Raw genomic sequence first — 17,247 nt, 5'->3', positions numbered from 1 at the left:
ACTACCCGCGGATGCGGAAGTAGCGCGCAGTGGCCGCGCCTTCCATCTGTTTCGAGGTGATCTCTTCGGCGATACGCGGCAGGAGATCGGAGGCGGGCGTCGGCGCGGTGATCTTCATGGCATCCAGCGGCTGCGAGGTGGCGAAGGCAAGCAGCACCTGCGGCACCGCGCTCTTGTCCGGTTCCTTGCCGGTGCCCAGCCCCAGGGCGATGCTGAACTTCGCCACATCTCCGGACGGTTTCAGGATGCGGTCGAGATTGTGGGCGATGCCGTCGTGATCGACCAGCAGCAGATAAGTCTGGCGCGCCGGCTCGATCTGCACCTGGCCGCTCATCGGATCGCGGTCGGCCAGTTCGTATTTCACCAGTGACAGGTCCGGCGGATTGCCGGCGCCCATGCTGCTCAGGAACACGGTCACAGGGCACTGTTTCGAACGGATCAGACGCACGCCGATCTCTGGCTCGGTCTGGAAACGGTTCTCGAAATCGTTGAGCAATTTCTTGAAAGCGTCGACGCTGTCGCCAAATCCCTCGATCTCAGGCCTGTCGCCATTGACCGACGTGGCGGTGGCAAAGAAGCAGTCGCCTCCCGAATAGTCCCTGAGCCATGCGAGCCGCTCGGCGGCGATATCGACGCCAGCCGGCCCGGCCGTTTTCGAATCGGGTTGGGGGTCCGGCTCCGTGTCGGGTTTGACGTCGGGTTTGGTGTCCGGCTGCTGCGCGGTGTCATCACCGGTCGACCGCCCGGTATTGTCGGGCTGGGTGGCATCCTTGCCGGTATCAGCCTGGTCCGGCTGCTGCTTGGTGGTATCCTGGCCGTCCGGCGACGTCCGATCGGCATCGGTCTTCTGGGTCGCATCGGGCTTGACGGTGTCGGTGTCGGTCGTCTGCTTGGACGTGTCCGGCGTCGGCGTCTGGTCGGGCTGCTTGCCCGTATCCTGATCCGGCTGCGTGGTCTTGTCGTCGACTGGCGGCAGCGCCGGTCCGGAGGTCGGTCGGTCCAGCAGCCCGCCATACCAGGCCGCGCCTGCGCCGCTGGCGGCTATGGCGAAAAGCACGGCCGCGATCACGCCGCTCCTTCCCCGCCTTGGCAGCGGCTCGGCCGCGCGCGGCGCGTCGGCGGCGGGCTTCAGCTCGGGTATAGGGATGTTCACCGGCCCTAAATAGGGACCGAACGGGCTTTCGCTGGCCGGCTGGCCTTCAGCCGGCGCGATCGCGGTCGCGACCGCAACTGCCGGCTGCCCCCCCCGCACCAGCGCCGGGATCTCGGTGGGGTCGCCGATGCGCACCGGCGGCGGCATCGGCGTCGGCGGCGCGGGCGCTGCCAGCGGCAGCTCGCGCGGGGCGCGGACGTCGCGCTGCGGCGACACGATATCGGCAATCTCCGCCATGCTGCGCGGCCTGTCGCTCGGGTCCGGCTGCAGCATCGCTTCCAGCACCGGCCGCAATTCCGCATCGATGCCGGACAGGTCTGGCAGCTTGCGCCGCTTCTCGATCACATCGACCTGGCTGCCGCTCATGTCGAGCGGCGCGCCGCGCAGCGCCGCCGCCATCACCAGGCCGAGGCTGTAGATGTCGGATTGTTCGGTGACCTCGCCGCCGAACATGCCGAGTTGTTCCGGCGAGACGAAGTTGTATTTGCCGGCAAAGACACCGCCGAGCAGCGTTTCGCCCCCTACCGTGGCCGAGCGGGCGATACCGAAATCGATGATCTTGGCGCGCACCACCTTGCCGCCCGGCAGGATGATGTTGTCGGGCGACAGATCGCGGTGGACGATGCCGGCCTCATGCGCGACGGCCAGGCCAGACGCCAGCCGCGCCAGCAGCGCCCGCGCCTCGGCCGGCGCCATCGGCCCGTGCTGGAACATGTCGACCAGCGACAGGCCGTCGACGAATTCCATGGCGAGATAGGGCCGGCCGATCGCCTGGTCGATGGCGAAGACGTGGTAACGGACGATCGCTTCGTGGAAGAGATGGTTGAGGATCGACGCTTCCTTGCGGAACAGCGAGAGGATCATCGCGTCGCGGGCGAATTCCGGCAGCACGATCTTGATCGCCACAGGGTCGCCGGTCTGGATGTTGTGGCCGCGAAACACTTCGCCCATGCCCCCGGCGGCGATGCGCTCGTCGAGTTCGTAAGTGCCGCTGAGCTGGGTGCCGACCGCGACCGGGTCGGGCAGCGCCATCACGGTTGTCTTTTCGTCATTCGCCATGACGCAATCCGACGCGCGGAACGTCGGCGGCGAGAGCCGCGGCGTCCCGGCACATGATGACAACGATGGTGACGTTGTCGGTGCCGCCGCGCTCCAGGACCGTGTCGAGGAGCATTTTGCACGCCGCCTCCGGTTCTTGCGCGTCGGTCGCGGCGGCCAGGATGTCGAAGTCGCTGGCATGCGCGGTCAGGCCGTCGCTGCCGACCACGAAGACGTCACCAGGCTCGATGTGACCGAGTTGCATGTCGACGGCGACATCCTCGTCCACGCCCACGGCCCGCGTGATCACGTTGCGGCGCGGCCACACTCGCGCCTCCGCCGCGGTGATGACGCCGCGGTCCAGCAGTTCCTGCACCTCGGTATGGTCGTGCGAAAGCTGGGTGATGCGCCCGTCGCGTATGAGATAGACGCGACTGTCACCTATCCACAGGCAGGCAAATTGGCGTTCGAAGGTGAGCAGCGCCGCCATGGTCGCGCCGATGGTAGCGCCGCGCTTTTCGGCGATGTCACGGATTTCGGCATTGGCGCGGCCGATGCGGTCCTCGAAGCGGGCGCGCAGGTCGGGCGCCGAACTCGCGACGCCCAGTGTCGCCATATGCGCAACGATGCAGGACGACGCGACGTCGCCGGCGTCGTGGCCGCCCATGCCGTCGGCGACCAGCCAGAGCCCGCTGCGTGGCGCCATGAGAAAACGATCCTCGTTGAGCTGCCGCACCCTGCCGGGATGGCTCACGCCGAAACTCTCGAAGCGGATACCGGGATCGTTCATCGGTTCACCCGTGCTCCAATGCCCCGTCAGTCTGCCACAAGTTGCAGCATGCGCGTATGAAAATAAGGATCCGGCAAGCCGTTCCGTGCGTGCAGAACCGGCCCGCGCTGGTCATTGCCGGGCACCCACCAGTAGCTGCGGCCGCGCGCCACCTGGCGGTAGTCGTCCTCGAAGATGGAGGCGAGGAAGCTCGGCGTGTCGGTGTCCCGCCCGGCCTGCCATATCGGCGCCTCCTTGAAGTCGACGCGGTCCACCTTCGGTTTTGCCTTGTCCAGCAACGGCGCCGGCAGGTCGGCGAGAATGCTCTCGACGGCCGGCGCGGCATCTTCCTCCAGAACGCCCAGAAGCCGGGCCTCGATCGCCGCGAACCATTTCTCCTGCGGTGCGTAAGGCGGCGGCGGCAGGCTTTCGCCTTCTGCACAGGAGTAGAGCGCCAACAGCGGGAAGAACCGGCCGATCCCGTCGACGGACGGCATCAGCGCGCCGGCACAATTTGCTCCGAGCACGTCCGCACCGATCCAGAATCGCCAGATCGGCGCCACAAGGTAAAGTTCCTCCCAGCCGCGGCCAAGCTCGCTGCGGCTTGCCGCCACCGCCGTCTGCAGCCAGGTCTCGATCGGCGACAGCACGTCGCCGGAAATGCCGAAGGAGATGAAGTCGCGTTTCTGCGGGAGCTTTCCGAACAGCCCAAAGCCCATCTCGCGTCAGAGCCCCGCCGGACAGGTGAATTGTGTCAGCGCCGGCAGGAAGAACGGATTGGCGGCCGAACCGACCTGGATCGTATAGGCGACGTCGCGGCCGCCGATGACGAAACGCGCCCGCATGCCGTCCGAGGTCTGGGACGTCGATCCGTATTCGAGCAGCCGCATGAACGCCCACGGGCCTTCGGTCAGCACCGCAGAGACGCGGCCGGGAATTTCCGGCATCAGCGTGACGCTGACCGTGCCGCCCGCCATGCTGCCCGGCCATTGCATCGTCACCGGCAGGCCGCCGACCTGCTGGCTCTGGACGATCTGGCCGTTGACGTTGAGCAGCGCCATGTCGGCCTCTCCGTTCAGCGAGAAGGGCGTGATGGTCAGGCTGACGGCCGGCATGACGCCGCCCTGCGAAAAGAATGCGTCACGGATCTCGGCCGCGCGCTGGAAATCCTTCAGCGTCGTCTTGGAAAACTCACGGCCGAGACGGGTGTCTTCCTTCCACACCCAGTCGTTGCCGGACATGTCCGCCAGCGGCGCAAGGTTCTGCGCGAAGAAGCGGTCGATGACGCCGTTGGGCGCGAAGATACGGGCGAAATCCTGCATCTGGACGTCTCGCTCGCTGTCCTTGGCGAAGGGATAGCGGTTGGAGATCACCGAGTCGCAGGCGCGTGTCACGGTGCTGGTCAGCATCTGGTTGAGCTGCGCCAGCGAGTTTCCTGCCGCATCGCCCTCGAAATCGTCGACGGCGGCATTGACCATGCGCGCCACCGGGCGTGGCAGGCGGGACGCGTTGGCGCGCAGATTGACGACCTGCATCTGCATGTTGGCATTGGCGCGGTCGGCCTGCGACGGGTTTGTCGCGGCCAGCACCAGGCTCTGGTAGACCTCGTAGAAATTCTGGACCAGCGCGTCGATCGGCCGTTTGCCCGGATCGCCCTTGACCAGTTCGTGGAAAGGCCGGAACTGCGCTTCGATGTTGGCGCCGGGTATCTGCCGCGCCGAGGAGTTGCCTGCAAACGTATCGCCTGCCCGACTCTGCGACTTCTTCATCGCCAGCTCGATGCCGATGCGCGCCAGCCCCGTGGCGCGCGCGGCGGCCCGGTCGGCTGCGTATTTGGCGATGGTCTGCGCGGCATCGGCCGCGTCCTCGCCGGCCGTCGGCAGAGCGACCGGCAAGTCACCCGGCAGCTCCCCCTCCGCCGGCTCGCGGGTGAGCTGGGTCTCGAGGCTGACCGCTTCGAAAAGCTGGCGAAGCGGCGAGTTCGGGGAGGATGCCGCCGACAGCGCCAGATATTGCGGCTTGTCTGCCGACATCGACTTGAGCTTGAGATTGTCGAGCACGGCGTTCCAGGCGTCCACGAAATCCTTGCCATAGCGCTCGATCAGCACGGGCCCGAGCTGGCCGAACTGCTCCTCGATGCCCTTCTGCTCGGCGAGCTCGCCCATCACCCATTTCTCGCCCTCGATCTTGTCGGCGACCGCCGCGAGCTGGGGGATGAAGAAGTCCTGGAAGCCGGCATAGGTGTAGAAGCCGGGCACGACGAGCTTGTCGAGTTCGGTGCCGTCGACCGTCTCGAACACCAGCGCCGCATCTGGGCCGCCGCGGTCGATGACCGAGAAGTTCTCGATGGGTGCGGCATAGGACGCCGTCTTGATCAGCGCGTAGGCGCGGTCGGCCATGTTCATGCGCGCCAGCGAGCGCTGCGCGGATTCCACCAGCGGGCCGTTCAGCTCGAAGGTCGGCTTGTGGCTGGAGCCGAGGTCGAGCATGGCGCGCAAGTGCAGCGTGAGGTCCTCGCGCAGGCTGCGGTTGTTGGGGCCGGGATAGAGGTTTTCCTCCCAGTCCTTGCGCATCCAGGTCTCGACCAGGTTCTCGTCGACCTTCGGTGCCTTGCCGCCGAGCATCAGGTAGACCTTCAGCGTCTCGTAGAGCACGAGGGGGTCATTCATGCCCGCCTCGATCTGGCGCTCCAGCCGCAGGATGAGGCGCGAGCGGAACATGCGCTCCAGCGCCTGGCGGTAGGTCGTCTCGGTCGCGGAAACCAGCCGGCCGCGCTGGGCCAGGCCAAAGCTCTCGCGCATCGGCGTCGACTGGTCGCGGTTGTCGTAGCCGACCGGCATGGTGCGCAGGATGTCGAGCACGCCCGCGACGTTCGACAGCTCGATGTCGGAGACGGTGTTGCTCTTCATGTAGTCGGCGGCGTTGACGCGGTACTGCTCGGCGGCGCTGTCGGTGGAAGCGATCAGCGACTTGTTGCTGGCGAAGCTGAGACCCCAGGCGCCGAGCAGTCCAGCCGCGACCAGACCGATCGCGGCCAGCGAACCGTAACGGATGATCGCGGCGCGGCGCACCGCGCCCATGTCGCGCGAGACCCAGCCCGCCTCGGCGAAGATCACCTTGGAGAGCAGATCGCGCAGGAAGAAGCTCTTGCCTTGGCCGGACAGTTGCGAGGCGTGCGCCGTCTCGCCGAAGCTGCGGCCGATCGAACCCAGCACCTGGTCGATCGGCGTGCCTTCCTGCGTGCCGGAAGAGAAATAGAAGCCGCGCAGATTGGCGTTGACCTGATAACGTGTCGGCTCGAACACCCGGTTGAGGAAGTCGGCGACACGCTCCTTGAGCAGCGCGAACTGTGCCGGAAAACCGAAGATGGCGATGCGCGCGATCGGGTCCGGCTCCTCGTGCAGCCGGTCTGCCTCTTCCTCGGTCAGGCGGCGCACGAGCAGGTCGAATTCGCCCGGCACCTCGCCGACCATGTTCTTCTTGCGGTCCTCGGTCTGGAAGGTGGCGCCCCACACCTTGCGCCGGCGCGTCTCGTTGAAATTGCCGAAATATTCGGCGAAGCCGGCGATAAGGTCAGCCTTGGTGAACAGCGCATAGACCGGGAAATCGATCTTGAGTTCCTTGTGCAGCTCCAGCAGGCGTTTGCGGATCGCGTTGGTATGCTCGGCGATCTGCTCGCCGTCCAGCGTCAACAGGTCCTCGATGCTGATTGCCAGGATGACGCCGTTGATCGGCTGCTTGGCACGCTGCTGCTTCAGCAACGACAGGAAAGAGAGCCAGCTCTTCTTGTCGACCTCGCTGTCGGAATCCTGCGTCGTGTAGCGGCCGGCCGTGTCGATCAGCACCGCTTCCTCGGTGAACCACCAGTCGCAGTAACGCGTGCCGCCCGTACCGGCCACGGCCTTGCCGCCATCGGCGCCCGCCAACGGGAATTTCAGGCCGGAATTGACCAGCGCCGTCGTCTTGCCGGCGCCGGGCGGGCCGATGATGATGTACCAGGGCAGGTCATAGAGATAGTTGCGCTTGCCGCTGGCGCGCTTCAGCGTCTCGAGCGCCTCGGCCATGCGCTCGCCGAGCACCTTTCCGTCGCCCTGCTTGCCCTCGCTCTCGGCGAGCGCGGCCTCCAGCGCCTTTGCCGCGCGGCGGCGCAGCCACCAGCGCACGCCGTAGAAGCCGCCAACGATGGCGAAGACGACGAAGATGATGACGAGCCGCACCCAGACCGGGTCGAACGGGCGGATGTCCTCGTAGCCGATCAGCGGGCCGACGAACCAGACGATCGCGGCGAATGCCGCGAGGCCGATCACGATCGCCGCCCTGAGGAGCCACTTCTTCATGTGGCCGCACCTCGTCCAAACCCTGCCGCCGACACGACTATTCCTCCGCCCGCGGAATCATGACTTCCACCCGCCGGTTCTTGGAGCGGCCTTCGGCCGTCTTGTTGTCGTCGATCGGCTCGTCCTCCCCACGGCCCTCAACGCTGACGCGGGACGGGTCGGACAGTTTCGGACCTATGATTTTCTCAACGGCCTTGGCGCGCGCCACCGACAGATCGAAGTTCGACTTGAAGGCCCCGGAGGCTTTCGGCTTCACGTTGTCGGTGTGGCCGATGACGTGAATAGGCCCCGGCTCCTTGTCCAGCGCCCCGGCAATCCGCTCGGCGATCGGCTGGAACTCCTTGCGCACGTCGGCGCGGCCGGAGGCGAACAAGAGCAGGTTGTTGACCTGCACCACAATCTTGTCGCCGACCGGCTCGACCGCGATGCCGCCGGCTGCGATGTCGTCCTTCAACGCGGCACGGATGCGTTCCAGTTGCGTACTGCTGACGGGCAGGTCCGGCATCGGCGCGAACGCGGCGCGTTCGATGGTGACCGCCTCCGCAGGGTTGAGGGCGATCAGGCGCGCGGCAAGGCTATCTCCGTCACCGCTGATAATGAAACGCAGCAGGAAGAAGACTCCGACCAGCCCCGCCCCGACCACGCCGGCGATGACCCAGAGCGGGATCGCCGCGCCGGTGTCGCGCAGCAGCTTCACCATGCCCTGCCAGCGCGGCGAGATGTCGTCGTCGCTGCGGGTGCGCAGGCTGCGAAGCGTCTGGTAGACGTCGCGCCGCCAGCGCTGCAACTGCACGTCACCGCCGGCCGCGCCGCGGTACTGCCCCTCGAAGCCGAGCGCCAGGCAGGCATGCATCAACTCGAGCAGGTTGTAGCGCGGTGCCGGATTGGCCAGGATCTTCTTCAGTTCCTCGAAGAAGCCGACGCCCGAGGTGCGCACCTGGAAGAACTGCGCCAGCATGGAATATTGCATCCAGACGTGGCGATCGGTGCCGGGCAGGTTCTGGACGATGTCGTCGGCCGTGCCGCAGAGCGCGTATTTGGCGACCATCACGTCCTCGGCGGACGCGCCCGCTTCCCCGGCCCTCTTCTCGAAGTCGCGGATCTCCTGCGCGACGTGGTTCATCAGCGGCACGGCCTGCATGTCGACGATCATGAGGCGCAGGCGACCGAGCAGGATGAGCAGCGGCGCGGCCGCCGCCGTCAGCGGGTTCGAGGCTGCGTATTCGCCGCCGTCACGGGCATTGAGCGCCACGTCCAGCGGTATCTTCTCGCGCGGCGCGGACGGCGCCTGCTGCTCCGCCGGGTTGGGGAAGAACACGCTGCCTCGCCCCGAATGCATCCAGTCGTCGCTGCCCGGCATGCCGTAGCGCGCCGCCTCGTTCTGCGCCGGCATCGGCGAATAGGACTGCGGCGGCGGATGGGACGGACGCGCGGGGATGCCCCAGGCAGACGCCGGCGAAACGGGCGGCTGCGGAGTTCCGATAGGCGATTGCGGTGGCGGCGAACCGGAGGGCTGCTGCGGCGGCGATCCGGGCATCGGCGCGCCGGCGACGGTGGCGCCGGATAGCGGGCCGCCGGCATCGGTCGCGCTGCCCTGTCCAGGCACGGGACGCACCCTTCCGGCCGGGTTCGGACGGATTACCGTCTTCCCGCCCGAGCCGAAGGGGTCGTCCTTGCCGCTCATCTCCGGTCTTCCACGATCGCCCACAGGTCGAGCACCAGTCCCGGCCAGTCGCCGGCGAAATGCAGGCCCATGCCGCTCGCCACGCTGAATTCAGGCCACAGCGCCGACGACTTGTCGAGATAGAAATAGACGTGGTCGGAGATGGCGCGAATCTGGCGTGGCGGCGTCGGCATGTGCACCAACTCGATGCCGGGCAGGTGCGTCTGCACGATCTCGTTCATCTTGGTGTTCGGCCCGACCTTGCACAGCGCCGGGAACTGCTGCTGTACCTGCGACAGCGGACGGCTGGCCGCCACCTCAACGACGAAGGTGGCGTTGCGGAACAGTGCCCGGTCGGGAACGGTCGCGACGAAGGCGTTGGGCGCCTTCTCGATCAAGTTGAGGCGGATGGCGCGGCCGATGTCGAGGCTGAGCAGGCGCTGGATGTCGGACAGGACCGGCTCGAACACGGTGTCGAGCGAATCCTGGTCGTAGTCCGCATATTCTGGCGCGAGCCGCTTCGGAGAAAACGTCCAGAGCTCGCCGGAAATCCTGAGCAGTTCTTTGTAGAACTCCACCGGGTGGATGAATTGCGAGGCACGCATGTGCTTCACCACGTTGATCTCGCGGTTCAGCATCTGAAGCATGAAATAGTCGAAGGTCTGCAGGCCGCCGCCGGAACTGGGGTCGGCCGCGTAGCGCGACAGGGTTTCCAGCTTGGTGTCCATCCAGCCGATCACCCGGTCGATCCAGCCGGCGACCACCGGATGCGCCTGCGTGGCGATGACCGGCGGCGCGAACGTCTCGTCGAAGATGATGGTCTTGTCGCGCACCTCCAGGATGCGCGCGACGCGCAGGCAGTTGGCGCCCGGCTTCGGCGTCTTGCGCACCTCGAAGGTGGCGCGCGGATGGGCGACCTCGATCTCCTGCTCGACATGCATGCCGGACGAGGAATCGATCACCGTCTCGAGGTCGCGCACGTAGCGGCTGCCGGACGTTCCCTCCGCCATGTCGACCTCGCGGCCGTTGACGACGGCAGCCGGCAGAACGAGCCAGACGACCTGCTTGTCGACACCGGCCGGCACGTCGATCGGATCCGGCAGCGGGCTGGAGCCCGGCATGTCGAACGGCGTGCCGTCCTGAAAGATGCCGCTGGCGCGCCGCAGCGCGAACTTGTTCTGCTGGGCGAGGTCGCGATCGATTTCGATCTGCGCGAAGCCCCAGGGATAGGCGCCGAGCTGGCGCACGCGGTTCTCGAGCAGCCGCTCGAAGTAGCGGTCGTTCTGCTGGAAATGATGCTGGCGGAGGAACAGCCCTTCCGACCACGCAACCTTGCTATACCATGACATTTTTGCGGCTGGTCTCCGATTGCCTTGTCATCGGCAAGGTTTTGATCTGCTTGTAGACAGCGATGCTAAAGCATTGCGCCCGCAATGCAAACCGTTCCCGGCGCGGCGAATGGAGCAGTGCTGTGCGCCGTAAGCATCGATAGCCGATCCCGTCATCCCGCAGCCCACCCCCGGGGACAGACCATAGCCGACAGCAGTATCGTGGCGGAAATCGCGCCGCTCAAAGCTTGGTGAAGCCCGCCGAAAACCCATTGAGCGACAATTGGAGGATGATTTCGTCTCCGGCGAATGCCGTGATGGCAACGTTGAGTAACTTGCCCTGTTTCATAGCCGCGATGAACGTGTCCTTGAGCGCGACGATGGCATAGCTGCCTTTCTGGTCGGCCGTAACGATCGGAAAATTCTGGCGCGCCTTGTCGTCGATCCAGATGTCCACACCCTTGGGCAGGTTCAGCCCGTGCGGCAGGCCGAGGTTGAGCAGGGGTTTGCCGTCATTGTTGGTCACAACCGCCGTCAAGACTCGCTGGCCCTTGTCCTTCATGATGAGGGTCTGGGTCAGCGTGCATGCCAGCTTGGCCTGGCCGGCGGCGCCCGAACAGTTGATCGTCCAGGTCGGCGCGGGGGGCGTACCGGCAGCCTCCTGCGCAAGCGACGGCTGCGCCGCGATGAAACCCATCGCGCATGCCGCCAGGAAAACCGCTCGCGCGGCGGCGAGCCGTCCGAAACCCGATATGATCATAGTCAGAATCTCGCCTTCAGGCCGATCTTGCCGGCATAGGTGCTGCTGTCTTCCGAGAATTTGCCGCGAACCTCGGCGCTCAGCGTCGTGATCTTCGACAGTTGGTAGTTGAAACCGCCGGAAAGCGCGGCCGAGAAGTCGGCGTCGTCGAAATCGAACTCGGCGTCCTCGACACTGCTCTCGTTGCGATAGGCGAAGCGCTGCTGCAGGTCGAGCCTCATATAGGGGCTGAAGACCTTGCCGTTCTCGAGCGGATAGAGGCCGAAGATGCCGGGCTCGAATTTGATCGCACCGAAGGAGATCTTCGACTTGCCGAAATCGATGCCCTGGCTGTCCTCGAAGGAATCGCCCTGGAAGGCGACGCCGAGCAGGCCGCCACGCAGATCGAAGCGCAGGTTCTCGTTGATCTGGTAGACGTGGCCGACGCTTCCGGTAACCGCGACACCGGCCGTGTCATAGCTGCCGGTCGAGTTCAGCACGCCGTTGTTCAGGTCGGTATTGCCGAAGAAACCCGTGGCCGAGACTAGGCCGTAGCTGGTGCCGCTGCGGTAGAGGCCGTAGCCGCCGACCATAAGACTCCGGTTCTCGCCGTCGCCGACATCGGAGAACAGGCTGGTGGAATCGAGATCGACCGACGAGGTCGTGTAGCCGCCGAAGGCGCCGAGATCCAGGCCGATCGACTGGTCGAGCCCGAAATATTCCGCCGCGTTGAGTTCCACGCTGGCCGCCAGCGAGAAATCGTCGGCGGTGAAGGACGGACCGGTGCCTGAGAAGCCGGCGCCGCTGATCTCGAAACCGTCGTGATCGACGCGCGCCGCCTGACCCGAGGCATAGATGCCGAAGCTGGGCGCCGCGTCCGCCCGGTTGCCGCTGATCAGCAGGCCGAAATTGGTCAGCACGCTGTCGTTCAGGATGTCGTAGACGGCCGCGGTGACCGTCTCGATCGGCTGGGAGTCGACCGCGACGCGCGGCAGCAGCGGCGCGGAAGGGTCGATCGGCGAGACCAGCAGATAGAGCCCGCCGTCGGCGCCGGTGATCACGTTGTAGGTGAACAGATCATCCGACGGAATGCCGTCAACGGTGAAGAAGGCCGAGGCCGCCCCGCCGGTCGGCGCGACTTCGCCGGCGACCGGCGCGATTGCGATCACGCTGGAGATGGGGAATTGCGGCGAGCCGAGCAGGTTGACGAAGACCTTGTTGGCGCCGACGGCATCGAAGGTGCCTGCGGCATTGATCAGGTCCGATACGCCCTGCTGCGCGTTCACGTCGATGGCAATCGTCGCGCCGTCCAGCGCGACGTCGCCGACGTTGAAGACGTCGGTCGGGTCGCCATTGGCCATGTCGATGGTGGCGTTCGCCACGGTGATGTTACCCGAACCGCCCGCCTGCGAGTTCAGGTCGACCTGACCCGAGACGAACACGGTCGAGCCGGCCAGCACCGACAGCGCGTCGATCTGCTGGGCGCCATCGTTGAAGCCCAGCGTCGAGGCGCCATTCACGGTCAGGCGTTCGAAGCCGGAGAAATTCTGGCTTTGCGTCCCGCCTGCCCCGGCCAGGTTCGTGCCGGTGATGGTGCCGACCGCATCGGTGCCGGAGAACAGCACGCCGTCGCTCAACGTCAGGGAGGTCGCCTGGATGACAAGCGTGTCGCCGGAAAGGCCGGTAATGTCGCCGCGGATCGTGCCGCCGTTGAGGGTGACTGTCTCCGCGTCGATGCCGCCGGCGATCGTGCCGCCATTCACGGTCACGTCGTCCTCGCCGTCACCGCCTATGACGTTCCCGGCGATCGTGCCGGCATTGACTGTCAGGGTGTCGCGATCCGCACCGAGATCGACCGCGCCGCCGATCGTGCCGCCGCCAATGGTCACCGTGTCGATGCCTACCCCACCGGCAACACCGCCGACGATGTCCGCAGTGCCGGCCACGTTGATCGTGTCATCGCCACCTTCGCCGAGAACCGAACCGCCCACCGAACCGGCGACCGCAATCTCGTCATTGCCGTCCCCACCAGCCACCGACTGATCGATGGTTCTGCCGGCCAGCACGGAGATGCCGTCATTGCCGGCTCCGCCAATCGCCGAGCCGTTTACGGTCCCGCCCGTAAACGACATCTCGTCGTCGCCCGCGCCACCATCGACGTTCCCGGCTATCGTGCCGGCGTTGACTGTCAGGGTGTCGCCATCCGCACCGAGATCGACCGTGCCGCCGATCGTGCCTCCGTCGATCGTCACCCTATCGATGCCTACCCCGCCGGCAACATCGCCAATGATGTCCGCAGTGTCGGCCACGTCGATCGTGTCATCGCCATCTTCGCCGAGAACCGAGCCGCCCACGGAACCGGCGACCTCAATCTCGTCATTGCCTTCGCTGCCAGCCACCGACTGATCGATGGTCCCGCCGGCCAGTACGGAGATGCCGTCATTGCCGGCCCCGCCAATCGCCGAGCCGTTTACGGTCCCGCCCGCGAAGGACATCTCGTCGTCGCCCGCGCCGCCGTCGACGTCGCCGGCGATCGCGCCCGCATTGACAGCGACGACATCCGCACCATCGCCAAGGTCGACCGTACCACCGATGCTGCCATCATCGACCTGAACGATGTCATTGCCGGCTCCGGCGTCGACGTTTCCAGCAATGTCAGCCGTTCCCGAAACCGCCACCGTGTCGTTGCCGTCGCCGCCGGACACATCATTGATGACGGAACCGCCGGAAATTGTGATCTCATCGTCGCCCGCCCCGCCCGTCGCGGAGCCGTTAACGGTGCCGCCGGTCACGGTGATTTCGTCGTCGCCGTCCGCGCCCGAAACTTCGGCAACGTTGGCTGTGCCCGAGACAATGATGCTGTCGTTACCGTCGTTGCCCGTGACTTCTCCCACCGAGCCGCCCGAGATTTCAAGCGCATCGTCACCGGCGTCACCGTTGATGCCGAGCGCCGATCCCCCAGTCATCGTCAGCACATCATTGCCACTGCCTAGAAAGACAGAGCGACCAATCGTGCCGCCACTGACGATCACCGTATCGTTGCCGGCTTCAGCGATAACGCCGTCTGCAAGATTAGCGTTGCCGGAAATGCTGATTGTGTCGTCTCCACCTGCGGCATCCACCTCCAATGAGACAGAGCCGCCGCTAAACGTCATCGTGTCGTTGCCGCCACCCCCTGCTACTTTGAATCTGAGCACACCACCGGTCACGGTCAGCGTGTCGTCCCCGAATCCCAAGTCGACCTCACCATTGATCGTGCCACCACCGACCGTCACCGTGTCGGACCCGACACCGCCGATAACGCTGCCAAGAACTGCGGTACCCGAGACATTGACAGTGTCGTCGCCGTCGCCAGCACTCACATCGAACGCCACGGAACCGCCGCTAAATGTCATCGAATCATCGCCGGCGCCGCCGACTACCCCGAATCCAATCGTGCCGCCGGTCATCGTTAGCTTGTCGTCCTCCGCGCCAAGATCGACCCTACCGTCGATCGCACCGGAGGCTATGGCCACTGCGTCTTCACCCGCCCCGCCGAGCACGTTGCCGCCGATTGCGGCACCGGCAACGTCGATCGTGTCGTCGCCGTCACCCGCCAAAACGGAACCGCCAATGGTACCGCCTGAAATGTCGAAGACATCGGAGCCTGTGGCGCCGTCAACGTTACCCACAACGGTGCCCCCGGACATGGCATAACCGTCGTCACCGTCTCCCAGTGCGATGGAAACGCTGCCACCAGGCGCCATTCCTACGTCGGCAGTGCCGGAAACGCTGACCTCATCATCGCCGCCGCCGGTTTCGACAGAACCGCCAACCGATCCGGCTGAAACTGTGACAGAGTCATCCCCTTGCGCACCCGTCGCGTCATCCGTCAGTATCGATCCGCCGATCGCGCCACCATCGACCACGACCGCATCGCCCCCCGCGCCGCCGCCGACATCGCCGCCGACCGTGCCGCCGGAAAAGGTCATGCTATCGTTGCCGTCATTGCCGTAGACGAACTGCTGGACGGAGCCGGCCATCATGCCGACGGTGTCGTTGCCGGCGCCGAGATCGACGAAAGTGCCGACCGCGCCGCCGCCAATGGTGACATCATCGTCGCCGTCCTCGGCCGTCACATGGCCAAGGATGTCCGCCGCGCCCGAAACGTCGATCGTGTCGTTGCCGGCCCCACCGCCTACGAAGGTACCGACCTGCCCGCCGGAAAGGGCGAGTATGTCGTTGCCCGCGCCGGCGCTGACCGCGCCGTCCAGCGTGCCGCCGGTCATGGTGAAGCGGTCGTCGCCATCCTCCAGGCCGACGGAATCGACGACGCCCGCCCCGCCGGCCACGCCGATCTGCGCAGTGCCGGAAATCGTCACGTTGTCGTTGCCGCCGCCGGCGAAGACCGAACCGGCGATTGAGCCGCCGGAAACCGTTATCGTGTCGCGGCCCTGGAACGGCGCGGCGCCGTCGCCAAACACCGATCCACCGATCGTCCCGCCGGAAATGGTGATGCCGTCGTTGCCCGCGCCACCGTCGACATCGTCGCCGACCGTGCCCGCGCTCAACGTGAAGGAATCGTCGCCGGTGCCGAGATCGACTGAGGTGCCGACCGACCCGCCGGCCACCACAACGGTATCGATGCCGTTGCCGGCATCCACGCCGAAATCGACGATCCCGCCGGCGTTGACGGTGATCGCGTCGCGGCCCTCGCCGCCCAGCACCGCGCCGTGGATGGTTCCGTCGGCGGTGACGGTCTCGCTGCCGTCAGGGCTGGTCAGCGAGCCCGCGCCGATCACCAAGACATCGCTGCCGCCGCCGAGGTCGACATTCGCCGGCACCGCAACGGTCCCGACGACGCCGCCAAGGATGCTCACCTGGTCGTTGGCTTCCCCTGCGGCGATGCCGCCTTCGATGACCCCGCCGACACCGACCGCGATCGTGTCGGCGCCCGCGCCACCCTGCACCGCGCCGTGGACGATGCCGTCCGCCAGGACGAACCCGCCATCGCCGTCGTCGACGAACGCGCCGCCCGCCGAAAACAAATCGTTGCCGGCGCCGAGATCGACATTCACCGGGGCGCCGGCCGCCGTGCCGACGGTGCCGCCCGACACGCTCACCGTGTCGATACCGTCGCCGGCAGCGATGCCGCCGGTCACGGTCCCGCCCGCAACGACGGAGATCGTGTCGCGGCCCGCGCCGCCCAGCACTGCGCCATGGACGATGCCGTCGGATTGAAGCGTCTGGGTGCCGTCCGGGTTGGTTATCGTTCCGGCGCCGACGATAAAGACATCGCTGCCGGCGCCGAGATCGACATTCGCCGGAACCGCAACAGTGCCGACGGTGCCGCCCAGCACGGTCACCTCGTCATTGCCGAACCCCGCATCGATGCCACCCTCGACGGTGCCGCCGACGCCGACCGAAATGTCGTCGGCGCCATCGCCTCCCAGCGCGGCGCCGTGGATGATGCCGTTCTGGAAAACCTCGCCGGCGGTCGTTGTCACAAACGCGCCGCTGACCGTAAGGACATCGTTGCCGGCGCCGAGGTCGACATTGACCGGAACCGCTACGGTGCCGACGACGCCGCCGAGAATGCTCACCTGGTCGGCGCCGGCGCCGGCGCTGATGGCGCCCGATATTGAGCCGCCGGTCATCTCGAGGCGGTCGGCGCCGATGCCCGCGTCGATGCCGCCCACAACGCTACCGCCCGACATCTGGATCAGGTCGTTGCCGCCGAGCGTGGCGAACACCGTGTCGTTCGCATCGAGCGTAAAGGTCTGGCCGTCCGAGTCGGTGATCGTCAGCACCGGAGGCAGCGGATTGGCGTCGCTTATGGTACCACCGTCGATCACGACGGTGTCGCCGGCCTGGCCGTTGTAGGCCAGGTCATTGTCGGTCTCGCCATCGAAAAAGACGGCGTCGAAGCTGGTCAGGAAAAGGTCGGCCTGGTTGCCCGGGACGCAGTTCACGGCAACGGAGGTGACGCTGTATCCAGTTTCAGGATTGCCGATGATGGTGGGAACGGCATTGCATGCCAGCGCATCGCTCGCGGAAAGCAGGCCGGCGGCAACGATCCCCAGCGTCGAAACACCCGCGAGGCGCGCCGCCCTGAATCTATCCCTCATCCAACCCCCTCGGCCCGCCGCGAACTCGGACCACGCCGCGAGCGCTCGTCAACAGCCGGACAGGAGCCCTCATCTCCAGTGCGAAAGTCTGAAACCGATGGGTAATCCACCTG

The 17,247-nt window shown here is 66.2% G+C and carries 8 protein-coding genes; all 8 read right to left on the bottom strand.

The annotated features are described in order from the left end of the window. Window position 1 precedes the first annotated feature (1 nt). Window positions 2-2,212 carry a protein kinase gene (locus tag RB623_RS11655; protein WP_308056979.1) on the bottom strand — a complete coding sequence of 737 codons (2,211 nt, stop codon included), beginning with the start codon at window positions 2,210-2,212 and terminating at the stop codon, window positions 2-4. After that, entirely contained in the window at window positions 2,202-2,981 is a 780-nt protein-coding gene (locus tag RB623_RS11650; protein WP_308056978.1) for a protein phosphatase 2C domain-containing protein, read from the bottom strand. The genes RB623_RS11655 and RB623_RS11650 overlap by 11 nt, the downstream gene beginning before the upstream one ends. A gap of 26 nt (window positions 2,982-3,007) precedes the next feature. Further along, window positions 3,008-3,679: a type VI secretion system-associated protein TagF gene (gene tagF / locus RB623_RS11645; protein ID WP_308056977.1), complete on the bottom strand. Its 672-nt coding sequence runs from the start codon at window positions 3,677-3,679 to the stop codon at window positions 3,008-3,010. A gap of 6 nt (window positions 3,680-3,685) precedes the next feature. Beyond that, window positions 3,686-7,297 (bottom strand): type VI secretion system membrane subunit TssM, encoded by a 3,612-nt coding sequence (gene tssM, locus RB623_RS11640; protein ID WP_308056976.1) that lies wholly within the window; start codon window positions 7,295-7,297, stop codon window positions 3,686-3,688. Between the two features lie 37 nt (window positions 7,298-7,334). Then, window positions 7,335-8,981 carry a type VI secretion system protein TssL, long form gene (tssL, locus tag RB623_RS11635; RefSeq protein ID WP_308056975.1) on the bottom strand — a complete coding sequence of 549 codons (1,647 nt, stop codon included), beginning with the start codon at window positions 8,979-8,981 and terminating at the stop codon, window positions 7,335-7,337. Further along, window positions 8,978-10,309 (bottom strand): type VI secretion system baseplate subunit TssK, encoded by a 1,332-nt coding sequence (gene tssK, locus RB623_RS11630; protein ID WP_308056974.1) that lies wholly within the window; start codon window positions 10,307-10,309, stop codon window positions 8,978-8,980. Before tssK ends, tssL begins: the two co-directional genes overlap by 4 nt. 220 nt (window positions 10,310-10,529) lie before the next feature. Continuing rightward, window positions 10,530-11,048, bottom strand: coding sequence for an invasion associated locus B family protein (locus RB623_RS11625; protein WP_308056972.1), 519 nt, complete (start codon window positions 11,046-11,048; stop codon window positions 10,530-10,532). 2 nt (window positions 11,049-11,050) lie between these two features. Continuing rightward, entirely contained in the window at window positions 11,051-17,134 is a 6,084-nt protein-coding gene (locus tag RB623_RS11620; protein ID WP_308056971.1) for a hypothetical protein, read from the bottom strand. Window positions 17,135-17,247: the final 113 nt, after the last annotated feature.

Source organism: Mesorhizobium sp. LHD-90, from assembly GCF_030929505.1.
GTDB lineage: Bacteria > Pseudomonadota > Alphaproteobacteria > Rhizobiales > Rhizobiaceae > Kumtagia.
Note: the sequence above shows the minus strand (reverse complement) of the source record. Positions and strands in the feature narration are given on the sequence as shown.